The sequence below is a fragment of the Pseudomonas sp. PF05 genome (assembly GCF_056521845.1).
This window is the reverse complement of sequence record NZ_JBWLPW010000023.1, coordinates 1-21,290: the sequence shown is the minus strand read 5'-3', so window position 1 is coordinate 21,290 and position 21,290 is coordinate 1. Positions and strand designations below refer to the sequence as shown.

Annotated in this window: 19 protein-coding genes and 3 tRNA genes; 20 read left to right on the top strand and 2 right to left on the bottom strand. The window is 59.0% G+C overall.

What is annotated here, in order from left to right:
* The first annotated feature begins 3 nt into the window (after positions 1-3).
* From carB to AC09SL_RS26675, 3 genes are read left to right on the top strand one after another with little or no spacing between them, the layout of a single operon-like run.
* On the top strand, positions 4-3,225 hold the full coding sequence (gene carB, locus AC09SL_RS26685; RefSeq protein ID WP_058543789.1) for a carbamoyl-phosphate synthase large subunit: 3,222 nt from the start codon (positions 4-6) through the stop codon (positions 3,223-3,225).
* A gap of 2 nt (positions 3,226-3,227) precedes the next feature.
* Positions 3,228-3,704, top strand: coding sequence for a transcription elongation factor GreA (gene greA, locus AC09SL_RS26680; RefSeq protein WP_058543821.1), 477 nt, complete (start codon positions 3,228-3,230; stop codon positions 3,702-3,704).
* 28 nt (positions 3,705-3,732) lie between these two features.
* The gene (locus tag AC09SL_RS26675; RefSeq protein ID WP_058543788.1) at positions 3,733-4,137 is read left to right on the top strand and encodes a hypothetical protein; all 405 of its coding nucleotides are present in this window, start codon (positions 3,733-3,735) and stop codon (positions 4,135-4,137) included.
* 10 nt (positions 4,138-4,147) lie between these two features.
* On the opposite strand, the gene AC09SL_RS26670 is transcribed toward AC09SL_RS26675, so the two are convergent.
* Positions 4,148-4,456: a YhbY family RNA-binding protein gene (locus tag AC09SL_RS26670; protein ID WP_003177852.1), complete on the bottom strand. Its 309-nt coding sequence runs from the start codon at positions 4,454-4,456 to the stop codon at positions 4,148-4,150.
* A 105-nt stretch (positions 4,457-4,561) separates the two neighbouring features.
* Between AC09SL_RS26670 and rlmE the strand changes: the two genes are divergently transcribed.
* The 16 genes from rlmE to AC09SL_RS26590 all read left to right on the top strand — a co-directional run bounded on the left by rlmE (position 4,562) and on the right by AC09SL_RS26590 (position 20,093).
* Positions 4,562-5,194 (top strand): 23S rRNA (uridine(2552)-2'-O)-methyltransferase RlmE, encoded by a 633-nt coding sequence (gene rlmE, locus AC09SL_RS26665; protein ID WP_003177853.1) that lies wholly within the window; start codon positions 4,562-4,564, stop codon positions 5,192-5,194.
* Positions 5,195-5,394: 200 nt separating this feature from the next.
* Entirely contained in the window at positions 5,395-7,305 is a 1,911-nt protein-coding gene (ftsH, locus tag AC09SL_RS26660) for an ATP-dependent zinc metalloprotease FtsH (RefSeq protein ID WP_013692252.1), read from the top strand.
* Between the two features lie 8 nt (positions 7,306-7,313).
* On the top strand, positions 7,314-8,165 hold the full coding sequence (gene folP / locus AC09SL_RS26655) for a dihydropteroate synthase (protein ID WP_058543787.1): 852 nt from the start codon (positions 7,314-7,316) through the stop codon (positions 8,163-8,165).
* A 16-nt stretch (positions 8,166-8,181) separates the two neighbouring features.
* Positions 8,182-9,519 (top strand): phosphoglucosamine mutase, encoded by a 1,338-nt coding sequence (gene glmM, locus AC09SL_RS26650; RefSeq protein WP_058543786.1) that lies wholly within the window; start codon positions 8,182-8,184, stop codon positions 9,517-9,519.
* A 66-nt stretch (positions 9,520-9,585) separates the two neighbouring features.
* Positions 9,586-10,341, top strand: a complete 756-nt coding sequence (gene tpiA, locus AC09SL_RS26645; protein ID WP_058543785.1) for a triose-phosphate isomerase — start codon at positions 9,586-9,588, stop codon at positions 10,339-10,341.
* A gap of 4 nt (positions 10,342-10,345) precedes the next feature.
* Positions 10,346-10,729: a preprotein translocase subunit SecG gene (secG, locus tag AC09SL_RS26640; RefSeq protein ID WP_081264508.1), complete on the top strand. Its 384-nt coding sequence runs from the start codon at positions 10,346-10,348 to the stop codon at positions 10,727-10,729.
* A 21-nt stretch (positions 10,730-10,750) separates the two neighbouring features.
* A tRNA-Leu gene (locus AC09SL_RS26635) sits at positions 10,751-10,836 on the top strand.
* Positions 10,837-10,933: 97 nt separating this feature from the next.
* A tRNA-Met gene (locus tag AC09SL_RS26630) sits at positions 10,934-11,010 on the top strand.
* 140 nt (positions 11,011-11,150) lie between these two features.
* Positions 11,151-11,609: a ribosome maturation factor RimP gene (gene rimP / locus AC09SL_RS26625; protein WP_013692254.1), complete on the top strand. Its 459-nt coding sequence runs from the start codon at positions 11,151-11,153 to the stop codon at positions 11,607-11,609.
* A 59-nt stretch (positions 11,610-11,668) separates the two neighbouring features.
* Complete coding sequence (gene nusA, locus AC09SL_RS26620; RefSeq protein WP_003177868.1) at positions 11,669-13,150, top strand: transcription termination factor NusA; 1,482 nt, start codon at positions 11,669-11,671, stop codon at positions 13,148-13,150.
* A 27-nt stretch (positions 13,151-13,177) separates the two neighbouring features.
* Positions 13,178-15,697, top strand: coding sequence for a translation initiation factor IF-2 (gene infB / locus AC09SL_RS26615; RefSeq protein ID WP_058543784.1), 2,520 nt, complete (start codon positions 13,178-13,180; stop codon positions 15,695-15,697).
* A 159-nt stretch (positions 15,698-15,856) separates the two neighbouring features.
* On the top strand, positions 15,857-16,258 hold the full coding sequence (gene rbfA, locus AC09SL_RS26610; RefSeq protein WP_003177871.1) for a 30S ribosome-binding factor RbfA: 402 nt from the start codon (positions 15,857-15,859) through the stop codon (positions 16,256-16,258).
* A gap of 3 nt (positions 16,259-16,261) precedes the next feature.
* Positions 16,262-17,179: a tRNA pseudouridine(55) synthase TruB gene (gene truB, locus AC09SL_RS26605; protein ID WP_014336577.1), complete on the top strand. Its 918-nt coding sequence runs from the start codon at positions 16,262-16,264 to the stop codon at positions 17,177-17,179.
* A gap of 143 nt (positions 17,180-17,322) precedes the next feature.
* Positions 17,323-17,592, top strand: a complete 270-nt coding sequence (rpsO, locus tag AC09SL_RS26600; RefSeq protein ID WP_003197723.1) for a 30S ribosomal protein S15 — start codon at positions 17,323-17,325, stop codon at positions 17,590-17,592.
* A gap of 194 nt (positions 17,593-17,786) precedes the next feature.
* On the top strand, positions 17,787-19,892 hold the full coding sequence (pnp, locus tag AC09SL_RS26595) for a polyribonucleotide nucleotidyltransferase (protein ID WP_058543783.1): 2,106 nt from the start codon (positions 17,787-17,789) through the stop codon (positions 19,890-19,892).
* A 125-nt stretch (positions 19,893-20,017) separates the two neighbouring features.
* Positions 20,018-20,093: transfer RNA gene (locus AC09SL_RS26590), tRNA-Thr, on the top strand.
* Between the two features lie 9 nt (positions 20,094-20,102).
* Here the strand turns inward: AC09SL_RS26590 and AC09SL_RS26585 are convergent.
* A complete protein-coding gene (locus tag AC09SL_RS26585; RefSeq protein ID WP_058543782.1) occupies positions 20,103-20,651 on the bottom strand; it encodes a hypothetical protein in 549 nt (182 codons plus the stop codon).
* Between the two features lie 306 nt (positions 20,652-20,957).
* On the opposite strand from AC09SL_RS26585, the gene AC09SL_RS26580 reads away from it, so the two are divergent.
* Positions 20,958-21,263 carry a DUF6388 family protein gene (locus AC09SL_RS26580; protein WP_058543781.1) on the top strand — a complete coding sequence of 102 codons (306 nt, stop codon included), beginning with the start codon at positions 20,958-20,960 and terminating at the stop codon, positions 21,261-21,263.
* Positions 21,264-21,290: the final 27 nt, after the last annotated feature.

Below are 21,290 nucleotides of genomic sequence, written 5' to 3'. Positions count from 1 at the left end.
CCCATGCCAAAACGTACAGACATAAAAAGCATCCTGATTCTCGGCGCCGGCCCGATCGTGATCGGCCAGGCCTGCGAATTCGACTACTCCGGCGCCCAGGCCTGTAAAGCCCTGCGCGAAGAGGGCTACCGCGTCATCCTGGTGAACTCCAACCCGGCCACCATCATGACCGACCCGGCCATGGCCGACGCCACCTACATCGAGCCGATCAAGTGGCAGACCGTTGCCAAGATCATCGAGAAGGAGCGCCCGGACGCGCTGCTGCCGACCATGGGTGGCCAGACCGCGCTGAACTGCGCCCTGGACCTGGAGCGCGAAGGCGTCCTGGAAAAATTCGGTGTGGAAATGATCGGCGCCAACGCCGACACCATCGACAAGGCCGAAGACCGTTCGCGCTTCGACAAGGCGATGAAATCCATCGGCCTGGACTGCCCACGCTCGGGCATCGCCCACAGCATGGAAGAGGCCAATGCCGTCCTGGAGCGCCTCGGCTTCCCATGCATCATCCGTCCGTCCTTCACCATGGGCGGCACCGGTGGTGGCATCGCCTACAACCGTGAAGAGTTCGAAGAAATCTGCGCCCGTGGTCTCGACTTGTCGCCGACCAAGGAATTGCTGATCGACGAATCCCTGATCGGCTGGAAAGAATATGAAATGGAAGTTGTCCGCGACAAAAAGGACAACTGCATCATCGTCTGCTCCATCGAAAACTTCGACCCGATGGGCGTGCACACCGGTGACTCGATCACCGTCGCACCCGCCCAGACCCTGACCGACAAGGAATACCAGATCCTGCGTAACGCCTCCTTGGCGGTCCTGCGTGAGATCGGCGTGGAAACCGGCGGCTCCAACGTCCAGTTCGGCATCTGCCCGAACACCGGGCGCATGGTGGTCATCGAGATGAACCCGCGGGTATCCCGTTCGTCGGCCCTGGCTTCCAAGGCCACCGGTTTCCCGATTGCCAAGGTCGCTGCCAAGCTGGCCGTGGGCTACACCCTGGACGAGCTGTCGAACGACATCACCGGCGGCAAGACCCCGGCGTCCTTCGAACCGTCCATCGACTACGTCGTCACCAAGCTGCCACGCTTCGCCTTCGAGAAGTTCGCCAAGGCCGATGCCCGCCTGACTACCCAAATGAAGTCGGTGGGTGAAGTCATGGCCATCGGCCGGACCTTCCAGGAATCCTTGCAAAAAGCCCTTCGCGGCCTGGAAGTGGGTGTCTGCGGCCTCGATCCGAAGCTGGACCTGGCCGACCCGGAAAGCATGAGCGTGCTCAAGCGCGAGCTGACCGTGCCGGGTGCCGAGCGTATCTGGTACGTGGCCGATGCCTTCCGTGCCGGCATGACTGTCGAGCAGATCTTCGGCATGAACATGATCGACCCTTGGTTCCTGGTGCAGATCGAAGATCTGATCAAGGAAGAGGAGAGGGTCAAGACCCTGGGCATGTCCAGCATCGACCGCGACACCATGTTCCGCCTCAAGCGCAAAGGCTTCTCCGACATGCGCCTGGCCAAGCTGCTGGGTGTGACCGAGAAGAGCCTGCGCGCGCATCGCCACAAGCTGGAAGTGTTCCCGGTCTACAAGCGCGTCGACACCTGCGCGGCCGAGTTCGCCACCGACACCGCCTACCTGTACTCCACGTATGAAGAAGAGTGCGAAGCCGCGCCATCGACCCGCGACAAGATCATGATCCTGGGTGGCGGTCCTAACCGGATCGGCCAGGGCATCGAGTTCGACTACTGCTGCGTACACGCGGCGCTGGCCCTGCGCGACGACGGTTACGAGACCATCATGGTCAACTGCAACCCGGAAACCGTGTCCACCGACTACGACACCTCCGATCGCCTGTACTTCGAACCAGTGACCCTGGAAGACGTGCTGGAAATCGTCCGTGTCGAGAAGCCAAAAGGCGTGATCGTCCAGTACGGCGGCCAGACTCCGTTGAAGCTGGCGCGCGCCCTTGAAGCCGCTGGCGTGCCGATCATCGGCACCAGCCCGGATGCGATCGACCGCGCCGAAGACCGTGAGCGCTTCCAGCAGATGGTCGAGCGCCTGAACCTGCGCCAGCCGCCAAACGCCACCGTGCGCAGCGAAGACGAAGCGATTCGTGCCGCCGCCAAGATCGGTTACCCGCTGGTGGTGCGTCCGTCCTATGTACTGGGCGGCCGTGCGATGGAAATCGTTTACCAGGAAGACGAGCTCAAGCGCTACCTGCGTGAAGCGGTCCAGGTGTCCAACGACAGCCCCGTGCTGCTGGACCACTTCCTCAACTGCGCCATCGAAATGGACGTGGACGCGGTCAGCGACGGCAAGGACGTGGTAATTGGCGCGATCATGCAGCACATCGAACAAGCGGGCGTTCACTCTGGTGACTCCGCTTGCTCGCTGCCGCCTTACTCGCTGCCGGCGCACATCCAGGACGAGATGCGCGAGCAGGTCAAGAAAATGGCCCTGGAACTGGGCGTTATCGGCCTGATGAACGTGCAACTGGCCCTGCAGGGCGAAGACATCTACGTCATCGAAGTCAACCCGCGCGCTTCCCGGACCGTGCCGTTCGTCTCCAAGTGCATCGGTGTTTCCCTGGCGATGATCGCTGCGCGGGTCATGGCTGGCAAAACCCTGAAGGAACTGAATTTCACCAAGGAAATCATTCCGAACTTCTACAGCGTGAAAGAGGCGGTGTTCCCGTTCGCCAAGTTCCCTGGCGTCGACCCGATCCTCGGCCCGGAAATGAAGTCCACCGGTGAAGTGATGGGTGTGGGCGATACCTTCGGTGAAGCCTTCGCCAAGGCCCAGATGGGCGCCAGCGAAGTGTTGCCGACCGGCGGCACGGCGTTCATCAGTGTGCGTGATGACGACAAGCCACTGGTTGCAGGCGTAGCCCGTGATCTGATCAACTTGGGCTTCGAAGTGGTCGCCACTGCCGGTACTGCCAAGCTGATCGAAGCGGCAGGCCTGAAAGTGCGCCGCGTGAACAAGGTGACCGAGGGGCGTCCGCACGTGGTCGACATGATCAAGAATGACGAAGTCACGCTGATCATCAACACCACCGAAGGTCGCCAGTCGATCGCTGATTCCTACTCCATTCGTCGCAATGCGCTGCAGCACAAGATCTACTGCACGACGACCATTGCGGCGGGCGAAGCGATCTGCGAAGCGCTCAAGTTCGGTCCCGAGAAGACCGTGCGTCGCTTGCAGGATCTACATGCAGGATTGAAGGCATGAGCATAACCAAGTACCCGATGACTGTTCAGGGCGCGAAAGCCCTGGAAGAGGAACACGCCCACCTGACCAAGGTCGTTCGTCCGAAGCTCAGCCAGGACATCGGCACGGCCCGGGAACTGGGTGACCTGAAGGAAAACGCCGAATACCACGCTGCTCGCGAGCAGCAGGGTATGGTCGAGGCGCGTATCCGTGACATCGAGGGCCGCATGCAGAATGCGGTGATCATCGACGTCACGACGATCCCGCACACCGGCAAGGTGATCTTTGGCACTACCGTGGAAATCGCCAACGTCGAGACCGATGAAAGCGTCACTTACCAGATCGTTGGCGAGGACGAGGCAGACATCAAGCTCGGCAAGATTTCCGTTGGTTCGCCCATTGCTCGCGCCTTGATTGCCAAGGAAGAGGGCGATGTGGTGGTGGTGAAGACGCCAGGTGGTGTCATTGAGTATGAGATTGTCGAAGTCCGTCACATCTGAACGAAGGCGCCCGCTGCGAGCGGGTGCCATGATCTGGCAGCTCACCCAGATGTTGTGGGTGGGCGGCGTCTGGTTGTTGCACGTCGGTTTGCTGCCGGTGCTGGGGCGAGTCGGCCTGGCACCGCTGCTCATTGATGAAATCGCAGGCATGCTGACGGCGCTGCTGGTGGGTTTTTCCGCGGCGTGCGTGTTGTTTCAGGCTTTGGTGCTGGTTCAGGCCGAGGGCCTTGCCAGTCTATGGCGCGACATTCGTGGGCAATTGTTGCTCATGTCGCTGTACGCATGCGGGATGTTCTTTGCTGTGCGTCTAGGCTGGCCGGATGCGAGCCAGTGGCAGGTATTCAGTTACCTGGTGCTGGGTTTTTCCGGACTGGTGCTGGTGTTGCAGCCGGTTCCCGGGTGGAGCGGCAGGGTGTGCGAGGCACACCCTTGACCCTTTGGCATCACTTGAAGCGGTGAACGTTCGACAGTTGCTTGTTGACGCTGAAGTTCTTGCGATAAATCAGCGCCATCTTGCCGATGACCTGCACCAGGTCTGCCTTGCCGGTCTTGCACAGTTCGGCAACGGCAGCCAGGCGGGCTTCGCGGTCGAGGATGTTGAGCTTGATCTTGATCAGCTCATGATCGCCCAAGGCGCGTTCCAATTCGGCGAGTACACCTTCAGTCAAACCGTTGTCAGCCACAGTCAAAACCGGTTTCAGATGGTGGCCAATGGATTTGTATTGTTTCTTCTGCTCTTGAGTGAGCGGCATAATCTGACCCCTGCGTCTGATCTTGTAAAAAGCGGCGGCCAGTTTACCCGAGCAAGTCCGGGACCGCCCACTTAATCACGACCCGTTTTATTTTTGAGGTGGCCCGTGGCCCGTTCCAAGACAAGTCTTAAATGGCTGCAAGAGCATTTCAACGACCCATTCGTGAAAATGGCGCAAAAAGACGGGTATCGTTCCCGTGCCAGCTACAAGCTGCTGGAGATTCAGGAAAGAGACCGATTGATCCGTCCAGGCATGAGCGTGATCGACTTGGGCGCCGCCCCGGGTGGCTGGTCCCAAGTGACCAGTCGTCTGATTGGTGGGCAAGGCACACTGATCGCTTCCGATATCCTGGAAATGGACAGCATCCCGGATGTGACCTTTATTCAGGGCGACTTTACCGAGGACGCCGTACTGGCGCAGATCCTTGAAGCGGTTGGAAAAAACGAGGTGGACCTTGTGATTTCCGATATGGCCCCCAATATGAGTGGATTGGCATCTGTTGATATGCCGCGATCAATGTTCCTGTGTGAGTTGGCACTGGATCTTGCGACTCGGGTGTTGAAGCCAGGTGGTGATTTTTTGATCAAGGTCTTCCAGGGTGAAGGCTTCGACGAATACCACAAGAGCGTGCGCAAGCAGTTCGAGAAGGTCACGACACGCAAGCCGAAATCATCGCGTGATCGCTCCCGTGAGCAGTACCTGCTGGGCCGTGGTTTCCGTGGTCGCAGTGAGGAATAAGAGGTTTTTCGACCGGGGCGATAGGTTTTTCGTATTTCGTCCCGTGAGCATTAGCGAATATTGTGTGGAAAGTGTTTCACAAAGGGTTACAGACGGCGCCTGCCAGAGTCGTAGGTAATGTAGTAAGTTAGGCCGGTGAATATCATGCGAAGCACGCGCCAGTAGCGGAGCTTGCTTCAGAGGGTAGTTAATTGAACGATATGGCAAAGAATCTGATCCTGTGGTTGATCATCGCCGCTGTCCTTGTGACCGTGATGAACAACTTCTCCAGCCCTAATGAGCCGCAGACCCTCAACTATTCCGACTTCATCCAGCAGGTCAAGGATGGCAAGGTCGAGCGCGTAGCCGTTGATGGCTACGTGATTACCGGCAAGCGCACCGATGGCGACAGCTTCAAGACCATTCGTCCGGCGATCCAGGACAATGGCCTGATCGGCGACCTCGTGGACAACCATGTCGTGGTCGAGGGCAAGCAGCCTGAGCAGCAAAGCATCTGGACCCAGCTCCTGGTCGCCAGCTTCCCGATCCTGGTGATCATCGCCGTGTTCATGTTCTTCATGCGCCAGATGCAGGGCGGCGGCGGAGGCAAGGGCGGGCCGATGAGCTTTGGCAAGAGCAAGGCCCGGCTGCTTTCCGAAGACCAGGTGAAAACCACCCTGGCCGACGTCGCGGGTTGTGACGAAGCCAAGGAAGAAGTGGGCGAACTGGTTGAGTTCCTGCGTGATCCGGGCAAGTTCCAGCGCCTGGGCGGTCGTATTCCTCGCGGCGTGCTGATGGTAGGCCCGCCAGGTACTGGTAAAACCTTGCTGGCCAAGGCGATTGCCGGTGAAGCCAAGGTGCCGTTCTTCACGATTTCCGGTTCCGACTTCGTGGAAATGTTCGTCGGCGTGGGCGCCAGTCGTGTCCGTGACATGTTCGAGCAGGCCAAGAAACACGCACCTTGCATCATCTTCATCGACGAAATCGACGCCGTCGGTCGCCATCGTGGCGCCGGCATGGGTGGCGGTCACGACGAGCGTGAACAGACCCTCAACCAGTTGCTGGTCGAGATGGACGGTTTCGAAATGAACGACGGCATCATCGTGATTGCCGCCACCAACCGTCCTGACGTACTTGACCCCGCGCTGTTGCGTCCTGGTCGTTTCGACCGCCAGGTCGTGGTGGGGCTGCCGGACATTCGCGGCCGCGAGCAGATCCTCAAGGTCCATATGCGCAAGGTGCCAATGGGTGACGACGTCGCCCCGGCAGTGATCGCGCGTGGTACGCCGGGCTTTTCCGGTGCCGACCTTGCGAACCTGGTCAACGAAGCGTCGCTGTTTGCTGCTCGCACCGGCAAGCGCGTCGTGGAGATGAAGGAATTCGAGCTGGCCAAGGACAAGATCATGATGGGCGCAGAGCGCAAATCCATGGTCATGTCGGAGAAAGAAAAGCAGAACACTGCGTACCATGAGGCGGGTCACGCGATCGTCGGTCGTGTCGTGCCTGAGCATGATCCGGTCTACAAGGTCTCGATCATCCCGCGCGGTCGTGCCCTGGGCGTGACCATGTTCCTGCCGGAAGAAGATCGCTACAGCCTGTCCAAGCGTGCATTGATCAGCCAGATATGTTCGTTGTACGGCGGCCGTATCGCTGAAGAAATGACGCTGGGCTTCGACGGTGTGACCACTGGCGCCTCCAACGACATCATGCGTGCCAGTCAGATCGCTCGGAATATGGTCACCAAGTGGGGCCTGTCCGAGAAGTTGGGGCCGCTGATGTATGCCGAAGAAGAGGGGGAAGTATTCCTCGGTCGTGGTGGCGGTGGCCAGCATGCAAGCTTCTCCGGCGAGACGGCCAAGCTGATCGATTCCGAAGTGCGCAGCATCATCGACCAGTGCTACGGCACTGCCCGGCAGATTCTCACGGACAACCGTGACAAGCTCGATGCCATGGCTGATGCCCTGATGAAGTACGAAACCATCGATGCCGAGCAGATCGACGACATCATGGCGGGTCGCGTGCCTCGCGAGCCTCGTGACTGGTCGGGTGGTACGGGTACTTCCGGTACGCCGCCGGCAGTACAGGGTGAGCGTCCGGAAACACCGATTGGCGGTCCGGCCGCTGATGTCTAAGGCTTGAAATGACTTCTGTTCAGTCCTCGACCCGGTTGCCTTGCGGCAACCGGGTTCTTGATTTGGCCCATGCGCATGTCATGGGCATTCTCAATGTCACGCCTGATTCCTTTTCCGATGGTGGTCGATTCAGCCAGCTCGATGCTGCGCTGCGGCATGCCGAGGCCATGGTGGTCGCGGGGGCAACGCTGATCGATGTGGGTGGCGAATCGACCCGGCCGGGCGCACGCGCGGTCTCGCCTACCGAAGAGCTGGAGCGAGTGGCGCCGATTGTCGAGCGCATCCATCGCGAACTTGATGTCATTATCTCGGTCGATACGTCCACGCCTGCGGTCATGCGTGAGACGGCGCGACTGGGGGCAGGCCTGATCAATGATGTTCGGTCCTTGCGGCGCGATGGTGCCCTGGACGCTGCGGCGGCCACCGGGCTGCCGGTGTGCCTGATGCATATGCTCGGCGAGCCGGGGACCATGCAGAATGACCCGCACTATGATGATGTGACCAGGGAGGTGGGTGAATTCCTGGTGGAGCGTCTGAGCCAGTGTGCTGCCGTGGGCATCCCCGTCGAGCGGATCATTCTTGACCCCGGGTTCGGCTTTGCCAAGACCCTGGCTCACAACCTGAGCCTGTTCAAACATATGGAAGCCTTGCATGCCCTGGGGCGGCCCCTGTTGGTTGGGGTCTCGCGAAAGAGCATGATAGGCAATGCCTTGGGCCGCCCGGTGGGCGAGCGCCTGTATGGCGGTCTCGCGCTGGCCGCCTTGGCCCTTGCCAAGGGTGCGCGCATATTGCGCGTGCACGATGTAGCCGAAACGATGGATGTCGTGCGGATGATTGCAGCTGTGGATTCAGCCGAATAAGAATGACGGAGCACTTATGAGCAAGAAATACTTTGGCACCGACGGTATTCGTGGTCGGGTCGGCGAATACCCTATTACCCCTGATTTCATGCTCAAGCTCGGCTGGGCGGCCGGCATGGCGTTCCGCAAAATGGGCGCTTGCAAGGTGCTGGTTGGCAAGGACACGCGAATTTCCGGCTACATGTTCGAATCAGCACTCGAGGCCGGCCTGACGTCGGCGGGCGCCGATGTGATGCTGCTGGGCCCGATGCCGACGCCAGCCATTGCCTACCTGACGCGTACGTTCCAGGCCCAGGCGGGCATCGTGATCAGTGCCTCGCACAACCCGCATGATGACAACGGCATCAAGTTTTTCTCCGGCCAGGGTACCAAGCTGCCGGATGATATCGAATTGATGATCGAAGAGCTGCTGGACACGCCGATGACTGTGGTTGAGTCGAGCAAGATCGGCAAAGTGTCGCGGATCAACGATGCGTCGGGTCGCTACATCGAGTTCTGTAAAGGCAGTGTGCCGACCGGTACCAGTTTTTCCGGTCTGAAAGTCGTCGTCGATTGCGCCCACGGCGCCACCTATAAAGTTGCGCCGAGCGTCTTTCGCGAGCTGGGCGCCGAGGTGGTGGTGCTTTCCGCCCAGCCTAATGGCCTGAACATCAACCATAACTGTGGCTCCACCCATACCGAGGCACTGCAGGCTGCGGTGCTGGCAGAGCAGGCCGATCTCGGGATCGCCTTCGATGGCGACGGTGACCGGGTCCTGATGGTTGACCACACCGGGACGGTGGTCGACGGTGACGAGCTGCTGTTCATCATTGCTCGCGACCTGCATGGGCGCGGCAAGCTGCAGGGCGGTGTGGTCGGTACATTGATGAGCAACCTCGGGCTTGAACTGGCCCTGGCGGACCTGGATATCCCGTTCGTGCGGGCTAACGTGGGTGACCGCTACGTGATCTCGGAGCTGCTGGAGCGCAACTGGGTGATCGGGGGCGAGAACTCCGGCCACATCGTGTGCTTCGACCATACCACCACGGGGGACGCGATCATTGCGGCCCTGCAGGTGCTGATGGCGCTCAAGGCGCGCAATGAAGGTCTCGCACAGTCGCGCCAGGCTTTGCGCAAATGCCCGCAAGTGTTGATCAACGTGCGTTTCGGTGGCGGCGTAAATCCTCTTGAGCATGCGAAGGTCAAGCAGGCCAGTGAGCGTGTGACACAGGCGATGGCGGGGCGTGGGCGCGTGTTGCTGCGCAAGTCCGGCACAGAGCCGCTGGTGCGCGTCATGGTCGAAGGAGAGGATGAAGCGCAAGTTCGCGGTTATGCCGAAGAGCTGGCAAAACTGGTTACTGAAGTTTCTGCCTGAATTCGGCTTGCCAGTCATGAATCGGTTGGGTAACATCTGCGCCCACTTTGACCGACGAGGTACAGCATGCGTCGCCCTATGGTAGCTGGTAACTGGAAGATGCACGGTACCCGCGCCAGCGTCGCTGAGCTGATCAATGGCCTTCGTCATCTGGCCTTGCCTAGCGGTGTTGATGTCGCGGTATTCCCGCCTTGCTTGTATATCAATCAAGTGGTTGATGGCTTGAAAGGCAAATCGATTTCGGTCGGTGCGCAGAATTCTGCGGTGGAATCCATGCAAGGTGCGCTGACCGGCGAGATTGCGCCGAGTCAGTTGGTGGATGCAGGTTGCTCCCTGGTCCTGGTCGGACACTCCGAGCGTCGCCAGATCATGGGCGAGCAGGACAGGACCTTGATCCGCAAGTTTGCTGCGGCCCAGGCCTGCGGTCTGATTCCGGTGTTGTGCGTAGGGGAGACCCTTGAGCAGCGGGAGGCCGGCAAGACCCTTGAGGTTGTCGGGCGTCAGCTGGGCAGCATCATCGAAGACCTGGGTGTCGGTGCTTTTGCAAAGGCAGTCATTGCTTACGAGCCGGTCTGGGCCATTGGCACCGGGCTGACTGCTTCGCCGCAACAGGCGCAGGATGTGCACGCAGCCATCCGTGCCCAGTTGGCGGCAGAGAATTCTGAAGTGGCACGAGGTGTGCGGCTTCTATACGGCGGCAGCGTGAAGGCGGCCAATGCGGTCGAACTGTTCGGCATGCCGGATATCGATGGGGGGCTCATTGGTGGAGCGTCCCTGAATGCAGATGAGTTCGGTGCGATTTGTCGCGCCGCGGGAAACTGAAAAAATGCTGGAAACAGTCGTAGTCGTTTTTCATCTGCTGGGTGCACTGGGCGTAGTTGCCCTCGTATTGCTGCAGCAGGGTAAAGGTGCGGATGCTGGTGCGTCTTTCGGTGCAGGTGCTTCAAATACTGTGTTCGGAAGCCAAGGTTCCTCTACCTTTCTTAGTAAGTTTACTGCTATACTTGCCGCCGGTTTCTTCTTGACCAGCTTAGGGTTAGGTTACTTTGCTAAAGAGAAAGCTCATGAGCTGACTCAAGTAGGTTTGCCAAACCCAGCGGTACTGGAAGCGCCAAAGCAACAACCGGCTTCTGATGATGTCCCGGTGCTTCAAGAGCAAAAGTCGGCCAATCCGGCGACTGACGTGCCTCCAGCTCAAGAGCAGAAGTAAGAAGGTTTCAAACGCTGTATTGCCGAGGTGGTGGAATTGGTAGACACGCAACCTTGAGGTGGTTGTGCCCATAGGGTGTAGGGGTTCGAGTCCCCTTCTCGGTACCAATTATCAGGAGAGCCCGCGAATGCGGGCTTTCTTGTAGGTGGAAGGGTTACATTGACCCTGTAAGGGATCGGTCGTATACTTCCGCCCCAGCTTTGTCGCGGGATGGAGCAGTCTGGTAGCTCGTCGGGCTCATAACCCGAAGGTCGTCGGTTCAAATCCGGCTCCCGCAACCAGTTTCAGGGGCCCCTTCCAAGGGGCTTTTTGTTAGCTGGACACTTTATAACGCCGCTGTTCGACGGCGTTTCAGGGATGGGCGATTCGCCCATTTTTTTTTATTTGCACAGCATGCACAAACATGCACGAGGGGGTTCAGGTGTCGAGCAAGCTAGAACAGTTGCAGGCCTTGTTGGCCCCGGTGGTCGTGGCCCTTGGCTATGAATGCTGGGGTATTGAGTTTTCGGCTCAAGGTCGCCACTCACTATTGCGCGTTTATATCGATAAGGAAGGCGGCGTGTTGGTGGATGATTGCGCCATCGTCAGCCGTCAGATCAGCGGTGTACTGGATGTTGAAGATCCAATCACCTCTGAATACACCCTTGAAGTTTCCTCGCCTGGCATGGAGCGCCCCCTGTTCACACTTGAACAGTTCGCTTCGTTTGCCGGTGAACAAGTGAAGATCAAGCTGCGTTCGCCTTTCGAAGGTCGACGCAACTTCCAAGGCCTTCTGCGCGGTGTAGAAGAGCAGGACGTCGTGGTGCAGGTAGATGACCATGAGTTCCTGTTGCCGATCGATATGATCGACAAGGCCAACATTATTCCCAGTTTTGACTGATACGTGCCAGATACTGCGGATCCCGCGGATCCAATGGCTTGCGAAAGGCGAGGCGTACGATGAGCAAAGAAGTACTGCTGGTTGTTGAGTCGGTATCCAATGAAAAGGGCGTACCGGCTAACGTTATTTTTGAAGCGCTGGAGCTGGCTCTGGCCACTGCTACCAAGAAGCGGTTTGAAGACGAAGTTGATTTGCGTGTGGAAATCAATCGCCACACTGGTGCCTACGAGACTTTCCGTCGCTGGACGGTGGTCGAGGAAGCCGACCTGGACGATCCGGCTATCGAAACCTGGCCGAGCAAGGTTGCAGAAACGCACCCGGGCGCCAAGGTAGGTGATGTCGTCGAAGAAAAAATCGAATCCATTGAATTCGGTCGCATCGCTGCACAGACTGCCAAGCAGGTTATTGTGCAGAAAGTTCGCGAAGCCGAGCGCGCGCAAGTCGTCGACGCTTATCGCGAACGCCTGGGGGAAATCATCTCCGGCACCGTGAAAAAAGTGACCCGCGACAACGTGATCGTCGACCTGGGCAACAACGCTGAAGCGTTGCTGGCTCGTGAAGACATCATCTCTCGCGAAACTTTCCGGGTCGGCGTGCGTTTGCGTGCGCTGCTCAAGGAAATCCGCACCGAGAACCGGGGCCCGCAGCTGATCCTGTCGCGTACAGCGCCGGAAATGCTGATCGAGTTGTTCCGCATCGAGGTGCCGGAAATTGCTGAAGGCCTGATCGAAGTCATGGCCGCCTCCCGTGATCCCGGTTCGCGTGCCAAGATCGCGGTCCGCTCCAAGGACAAGCGTATCGACCCGCAAGGTGCCTGCATTGGCATGCGTGGTTCGCGTGTCCAGGCCGTATCCGGCGAGTTGGGCGGTGAGCGTGTGGACATCGTCCTGTGGGACGATAACCCGGCTCAGTTCGTGATCAATGCCATGTCGCCTGCTGAAGTGGCGGCAATTATCGTCGACGAAGATGCCCACGCCATGGACATCGCCGTTGGCGCAGACAATCTGGCTCAGGCCATCGGTCGCGGTGGTCAGAACGTGCGTCTGGCCAGCCAGTTGACTGGCTGGACCCTGAACGTGATGACCGAATCGGACATCCAGGCTAAGCAGCAAGCTGAAACCGGCGACATCCTGCGCAACTTCATCGAAGAGCTTGAAGTCGATGAAGAGCTGGCTCAGGTGCTGGTGGATGAAGGCTTTACCAGCCTGGAAGAGATTGCCTACGTACCGGTGGAGGAAATGCTCAACATCGACGGCTTTGACGAGGAGATCGTCAACGAGCTTCGCGCTCGGGCCAAGGATCGTTTGTTGACCAAAGCCATCGCTACTGAGGAAAAGCTGGCAGACGCCCATCCGGCCGAAGACCTGCTCTCGCTTGAGGGCATGGACAAGGATTTGGCGATGGAACTGGCGGTGCGCGGCGTAATTACCCGCGAAGACCTGGCCGAGCAGTCTATTGACGATCTGCTCGACATCGACGGCATTGACGATGATCGTGCCGGCAAGTTGATCATGGCCGCCCGAGCCCACTGGTTCGAGTAATTAGGCGCGGCCTGAGGAGAGAAGTGCATGACGCAAGTCACGGTGAAACAACTGGCCGATGAGGTCAAAACACCGGTAGAGCGCCTGTTGCAGCAGATGCGTGAGGCAGGTCTGCCGCACACCGCCGCCGAGGAACATGTGACCGACAGTGAGAAGCAGTCCCTGCTGACTCACCTGAAGAGCAGTCACAAGGCGAAAGTGGAAGAACCGCGCAAGATCACTCTGCAGCGTAAAACTACCAGCACCCTGCGTGTTGCCGGTAGCAAAAGCATCAGCGTTGAAGTACGCAAGAAGAAAGTCTTCGTACAGCGCAGCCCGGAAGAAATCGAAGCCGAGCGCAAACGCGAACAGGAAGAACGTCGCGCAGTAGAAAATGCTGCTCGTCAGAAGGCTGAAGAAGAAGCCAAGCGTCGCGCCGAAGAAGAAGCGCGTCGCCAGCCTGCTGCTGCGCAAGCCGCTCCGGTAGAAGCCGTCGAGGCTACTGCCCCGGTAGCCGAACCTGCGCGCGAAGCCGCTCCAGTCGTGGCGCCGGCGCCGGCTCCAGCCGATACCCGCAAGCGCGACGAGCAGCGTCGTCCCGACAAACCACGTGCCGACGACAACCGTCGTGGCAGTGGCGATGGCGAGCGCAAGAACGCTCCTCATCGTGCTTCGGTCAAGGAAAAGGCGCCGGCACCCCGTGTTGCGCCACGTACCACCGACGAAGAAAGCGACGGCTTCCGTCGTGGCGGTCGCGGCAAGGCCAAGCTGAAGAAACGCAACGCCCACGGTTTCCAGAGCCCTACCGGCCCTGTCGTGCGTGAAGTGAAGATCGGCGAGACCATCACTGTGGGCGATCTGGCCCAGCAGATGTCGGTCAAGGCTGCTGAAATCATCAAGTTCATGTTCAAGCTGGGTACGCCAGCCACCATCAACCAGGTACTGGACCAGGAAACTGCCCAACTGGTTGCTGAAGAGCTGGGCCACAAAGTGACCCTGGTCAGCGACACCGCCCTGGAAGATTCCCTGGCCGAGTCCCTGAAGTTTGAAGGTGAGGCGGTTTCCCGTGCACCGGTCGTGACCGTAATGGGCCACGTCGACCACGGTAAAACGTCCCTGCTCGACTATATTCGTCGTGCGAAGGTTGCAGCAGGTGAGGCTGGCGGTATTACCCAGCACATCGGCGCCTACCACGTTGAAACCGACCGCGGCATGGTGACGTTCCTCGACACCCCGGGTCACGCCGCGTTTACCGCGATGCGTGCCCGTGGTGCCAAGGCGACCGACATCGTGATCCTGGTAGTTGCAGCGGACGACGGCGTGATGCCGCAAACCATCGAAGCCGTTCAGCATGCCAAGGCAGCTGGCGTACCTCTGGTGGTTGCGGTGAACAAGATCGACAAGCCGGGCGCCGATCTCGATCGCATCCGTAGCGAACTGTCGGTTCACGGCGTGACTTCCGAAGAGTGGGGTGGCGACACTCCATTCGTACCGGTCTCGGCGAAGATGGGTACCGGCGTTGACGAACTGCTCGAAGCCGTTCTGTTGCAAGCCGAGGTTCTGGAATTGACCGCTACGCCTTCGGCTCCTGGCCGTGGTGTGGTCGTTGAATCGCGCCTCGACAAGGGCCGTGGCCCGGTTGCGACCGTCCTGGTCCAGGACGGTACGTTGCGTCAAGGCGACATGGTGCTGGTCGGCTCGAACTATGGCCGCGTGCGCGCCATGCTCGACGAGAACGGCAAGCCAATCAAGGAAGCCGGTCCCGCTATCCCGGTCGAGATCCTCGGCCTGGACGGCACCCCGGACGCTGGCGACGAGATGAGCGTTGTGGCTGACGAGAAGAAAGCCCGTGAAGTGGCTCTGTTCCGTCAAGGCAAGTTCCGCGAAGTCAAACTGGCTCGTGCTCACGCTGGCAAGCTGGAAAACATCTTCGAGAACATGGGCCAGGAAGAGAAGAAGACGCTCAACATCGTCCTCAAGTCCGACGTCCGTGGCTCGCTCGAAGCGTTGAACGGCGCCTTGAACGGCCTGGGTAACGACGAAGTGCAAGTGCGTGTGGTCGGTGGCGGTGTCGGTGGTATCACCGAATCCGACGCCAACCTGGCACTGGCCTCCAACGCTGTACTGTTCGGCTTCAACGTGCGTGCCGATGCCGGCGCTCGCAAGATCGTCGAGCAGGAAGGCCTGGATATGCGTTACTACAACGTGATCTACGACATCATCGAAGACGTCAAGAAAGCGTTGACCGGTATGCTGGGCAGCGACGTCCGGGAGAACATCCTGGGTGTGGCCGAAGTTCGCGACGTGTTCCGTTCGCCGAAGTTTGGTGCCATCGCCGGTTGCATGGTGATCGAGGGTGTTGTTCACCGTAACCGTCCGATCCGTGTACTGCGTGAAGACATCGTGATCTTCGAAGGCGAGCTGGAATCCCTGCGCCGCTTCAAGGATGACGCTTCCGAAGTACGTGCCGGCATGGAATGCGGTATTGGCGTCAAGAGCTACAACGACGTCAAGGTCGGCGACAAGATCGAAGTCTTCGAGAAGGTCCAGGTTGCTCGCAGCCTCTAACTCGCGTACTTCAAGAGCCGCACCGGGCAGCCGCATGAACATGCGCTGCCTGGTTGGCGGACTCTAAACGCAACGCCCGGTCTGGCTTTTGCCAGGCCGGGCGTTTGCCGCTTTCAGACCTTGCGGGTTTCACCGTGGGGCAGTAACAGGTAACAAGACATGGCAAAAGAATACAGCCGTACCCAACGAATCGGCGATCAGATGCAGCGTGAGCTGGCCCAACTGATCCGTCGCGAAGTCAAAGACCCGCGCGTCGGCCTGGTCACCATTACCGCAGTGGAAGTCAGCCGTGACGTCGGTCATGCCAAGATTTTCATCACCGTGATGGGCCAGGACAGCGCCGAAGAAATCGCCCAGAGCATCAAGGTGCTCAACTCGGCCGCCGGCTTCCTGCGTATGCAGCTGGCCCGGGAGATGAAGTTGCGCAGCGTCCCTCAGTTGCACTTCCACTACGACGAAAGCGTCGTGCGGGGTGCGCATCTGTCGGCCCTGATCGAACGCGCCGTGGCTGAAGACAGTCAGCACCCGGTTGCGGCTGAACCCGAAGACACCAAGGAGTAATCGGTGGCTCAGGTCAAACGTATCCGTCGTAACGTCAGCGGTATCATCCTGCTCGACAAGCCGCTGGGGTTCACGTCCAACGCGGCGTTGCAGAAGGTTCGCTGGCTGCTCAATGCTGAAAAGGCCGGGCATACCGGTAGCCTCGATCCGCTGGCCACCGGCGTGTTGCCGTTGTGCTTTGGCGAGGCGACCAAGTTCTCCCAGTACCTGCTCGATTCTGACAAGGGCTATGAGACCCTGGCGCAGCTGGGCAAGACCACCACCACGGCAGATGCCGAAGGTGAGGTTTTGCTGGAGCGCCCGGTGACCGTTGGTCAGGCAGATATCGAAGCGGTGTTGCCGAAATTTCGCGGGCAAATCAGCCAGATACCGCCGATGTACTCGGCTCTGAAGCGTGATGGCCAGCCGTTGTATAAATTGGCCCGTGCAGGCGAAGTAGTGGAGCGGGAACCGCGTTCTGTTACTATTGCGCGCTTGGAATTGCTGGCCTTTGACGGTAATACTGCGCGGCTGGCCGTGGACTGCAGCAAAGGCACCTATATCCGGACCCTGGTGGAGGATATCGGTGAACAGCTCGGCTGTGGCGCGTACGTGGCAGAATTGCGACGGACCCAGGCCGGGCCTTTCACGTTGGCCCAGACGGTCACGCTGGAAGAGCTTGAAGCGGTACATGCCGAAGGCGGCAACGAAGCGGTCGACCGTTTCCTGATGCCATCGGACAGCGGGTTGCTGGACTGGCCGCTGTTGCAGTTCTCGGAACACAGCGCGTTCTACTGGCTCAACGGCCAGCCGGTACGCGCCCCGGATGCGCCGAAGTTCGGCATGGTCCGGGTACAGGATCACAACGGTCGCTTCATCGGTATCGGTGAAGTGAGCGAAGACGGGCGTATTGCGCCGCGTCGATTGATTCGGTCGGAATGACCGGAACCAGCCTGCCTGACAGCAGGTTGGCGAGTGTGGCTGTTAACAGGCACGGTCACTACTCATTTATAGATACAGGGATTTGTCCCTGGCCTGTTGAAGCTGTTTCCTTGAAACAGTTTCCTGACTAAAAGGATTGCCTCATGGCTCTCGACGTTCAAGAAAAAGCTCAAATCGTAGCTGACTACCAGCAAGCTGTTGGTGACACTGGTTCGCCAGAAGTGCAAGTTGCACTGCTGACCCACAACATCAACAAACTGCAAGGTCACTTCAAGGCCAACGGTAAAGATCACCACTCCCGTCGTGGTCTGATCCGCATGGTAAACCAGCGTCGTAAGCTGCTGGACTACCTGAAAGGCAAGGACGTGAGCCGTTACAGCGCTCTGATCGCTCGCCTGGGTCTGCGTCGCTAATCAGCGATTGCGCTAGAGGTTGGTGGTCTGTCGTACGTCAGTGGGTTTTCCGCTGGCGCATGGCAGGCTCCCAGCCTCAAGTTTTATCTGGATACACGTTTTACCCTGGACAGACGTCGGGCCGATTCCCGTCACTGCCCAAGAATTTCGCAAGAAGACAAGTTCCCCAAGAGCCACAAAGAAGGTAGGACACCGTGAACCCGGTAATCAAAAAATTCCAATTCGGTCAGTCGACCGTTACCCTCGAGACTGGCCGCATCGCCCGTCAGGCCTCCGGCGCAGTGCTGGTCACCGTTGACGACGACGTCAGCGTATTGGTGACCGTTGTCGGTGCCAAGCAAGCCGATCCAGGCAAGGGCTTCTTCCCTCTGTCTGTTCACTACCAGGAAAAGACTTACGCTGCCGGTAAGATCCCTGGCGGTTTCTTCAAGCGCGAAGGCCGTCCTTCCGAGAAAGAAACCCTGACTTCCCGACTGATCGACCGTCCGATCCGTCCGCTGTTCCCAGAAGGCTTCATGAACGAAGTGCAGGTTGTCTGCACCGTCGTCTCCACCAGCAAGAAAACCGATCCGGACATCGCTGCGATGATCGGTACCTCGGCTGCCCTGGCGATCTCCGGCATTCCTTTCGATGGCCCGATCGGCGCTGCCCGCGTCGCGTTCCACGAAAGCACCGGCTACCTGCTGAACCCGACCTACGAGCAACTGAAGGCTTCGAGCCTGGACATGGTCGTGGCCGGTACTTCCGAAGCCGTGCTGATGGTTGAATCCGAAGCCAAGGAACTGACCGAAGACCAGATGCTGGGCGCCGTGCTGTTCGCCCACGACGAGTTCCAGGTGGTGATCAACGCCGTCAAGGAACTGGCCGCCGAAGCCGCCAAGCCAACCTGGGCCTGGGCTCCGCAAGCCGAAGCCACCGAACTGCTGGGTGCGATCCGTGCCGAGTTCGGCGAAGCGATCTCCCAGGCCTACACCATCACCGTCAAGGCCGACCGTTACGCACGCCTGGGCGAGCTGAAAGACCAGGTCGTTGCCAAGCTGTCCGGCGAAGAAGGCCAGCCATCGGCCAGCGACGTCAAAGCCGCTTTCGGTGAAATCGAATACCGCACCGTTCGCGAAAACATCGTCAACGGCAAACCGCGTATCGACGGTCGCGACACCCGCACCGTACGTCCGCTGAACATCGAAGTCGGCGTCCTGCCGAAGACCCACGGTTCGGCACTGTTCACCCGTGGCGAAACCCAGGCGCTGGTCGTTGCAACACTGGGCACCGCCCGTGACGCGCAACTGCTGGACACCCTGGAAGGCGAAAAGAAAGACCCGTTCATGCTGCACTACAACTTCCCTCCGTTCTCGGTGGGCGAGTGTGGTCGCATGGGTGGCGCTGGTCGTCGCGAAATCGGTCACGGCCGTCTGGCTCGTCGTTCGGTCCAGGCCATGCTGCCAGCCGCTGACGTGTTCCCGTACACCATTCGCGTGGTATCGGAAATCACCGAGTCCAACGGTTCGAGCTCGATGGCTTCGGTCTGTGGCGCTTCCCTGGCCCTGATGGACGCCGGTGTGCCGATGAAGGCGCCGGTTGCCGGTATCGCCATGGGTCTGGTCAAAGAGGGCGAGAAGTTCGCCGTCCTGACCGACATCCTGGGTGACGAAGACCACCTGGGCGATATGGACTTCAAAGTGGCCGGTACCGCCAAAGGCGTCACCGCACTGCAGATGGACATCAAGATCAAGGGCATCACCGAAGAGATCATGGAAATCGCCCTGGGCCAGGCCCTGGAAGCGCGCCTGAACATCCTCGGCCAGATGAATCAGATCATCGGTCAGTCCCGTACCGAACTGTCGGAAAACGCTCCGACCATGATCGCGATGAAAATCGACACCGACAAAATCCGTGATGTCATCGGTAAAGGCGGCGCGACCATCCGTGCGATCTGCGAAGAAACCAAGGCTTCGATCGACATCGAAGACGACGGTTCGATCAAGATCTTCGGCGAAACCAAGGAAGCGGCAGAAGCAGCACGCCAGCGCGTCCTGGGGATCACCGCAGAAGCCGAGATCGGCAAGATCTACGTCGGCAAGGTTGAGCGCATCGTCGACTTCGGCGCGTTCGTCAACATCCTGCCGGGCAAGGACGGTCTGGTTCACATCTCCATGCTGAGCGATGCTCGCGTCGAGAAAGTGACCGACATCCTCAAAGAAGGCCAGGAAGTGGAAGTGCTGGTATTGGACGTGGACAACCGCGGCCGTATCAAGCTGTCCATCAAGGACGTCGCAGCAGCCAAGGCATCGGGCGTTTAATCACCCCTTCGCCTGACCGCTGAACAAGCAAACGCCCCGACTGGTTCGGGGCGTTTTGCTGTGTGGTGAAAATCCCTGCGTCGCGGGTTGCCTGGCCACAGGGGACGGTGCTAGGTTTAGCCACCGCCCGTGTAGCTCAGTCGGTAGAGCAGCGCACTCGTAACGCGAAGGTCGCAGGTTCGATTCCTGTCTCGGGCACCATCCCCCTCGTTATTTCACTTTCCTGCTCAGCTCCTCGACCGTGCGTTTGAGCTGATCCATCTCGCGATCCTGATCGCTGAGTTCCCGTTTCAGGGACGAAATCTCGCTGTTGCTCGAACTCGAACTGGAGCCGCTATTGCGCTTGAGTTCTTCCACTTGCTTACCGAGGTCGTTCAGGTCGCGTTCCTGTTCCTTGATGGTGCGCTTGAGTTCGTCGATCTCCTTGCTGCTGGAGGTGGAACTGGAGCCACTGTTGCGCTTGAGTTCTTCGATCTGACGGGCCTGCTCGCTGAGGACGCGTTTCTGGCTTTCCAGTTCCTCGGCGTTGTTCTTCACGGTTTTTGGCAGGTTTTCCAAGGCGCTGACGCTGACATCGGTCTTGACGAGTACGTACTTATCAAATCGGTCATAACGAAGGGCAGGAATGGCGTCGTTGGAAGACGGCCCATCGGAGGAGACTTCAACAGCCGCTTGAGCAATGCCGGTCAAGGTCAGGCTGCCGAGCAGCAAGGTCGCGGTAGCAAGCCGGGTCAACGAACGTTTCGAAAAGCTGCGCATCACTGGGGTTCCTTGTGAAGTGCCGGTATGGCACATGGCTACGACTGGTTATTTTGACAGATGTTCCCAAGCTCCCCTGGTTTCTCATGCGCATTGTTTTTTTGTGGGATAGATGTAAAGAACCGTGTAAATCGTCGGCAAAACGTCCTATATTCATTGCCTGCATGTGCATCGCCCAGCAGTTTTCAGATGATCCCCGAATGGTTCTGAAGGCCAGATAAACCGGGCTTCACACGGTTTTTTTGCGTCAGAGAGATCCTTGATGATCCAGATCCATCTTCCATTCCCCAGATCAACGAGAACGCCATGACTGTTAAAGAATTGACCCAGGAAGCCAGGCACGAAGAAGCGCTGAAGAAATACGTATTGGATGCGCCCCAGTTGCTGGAAGAGATCAAGGACTTGTCTGCCGACGATCAAAAAGACCAGATCCAATGGGCGTTCGAGGACGAGGCCGAAGCCCAGGGGCTGCAACCTTGGGAGCTGACACTCAAGTACACCAGCGCACCTGAAGAATTCGAGGCGCAGCGCCTTGCCTTGCACAAGGAAGCGGCCGAGGTGTTGGGTGTGGAATGGGATGAGTACTGCGAGATGAACAATCTGGTGGTCTGAAAAAAACGCCAGCCTTCAAGGCTGGCG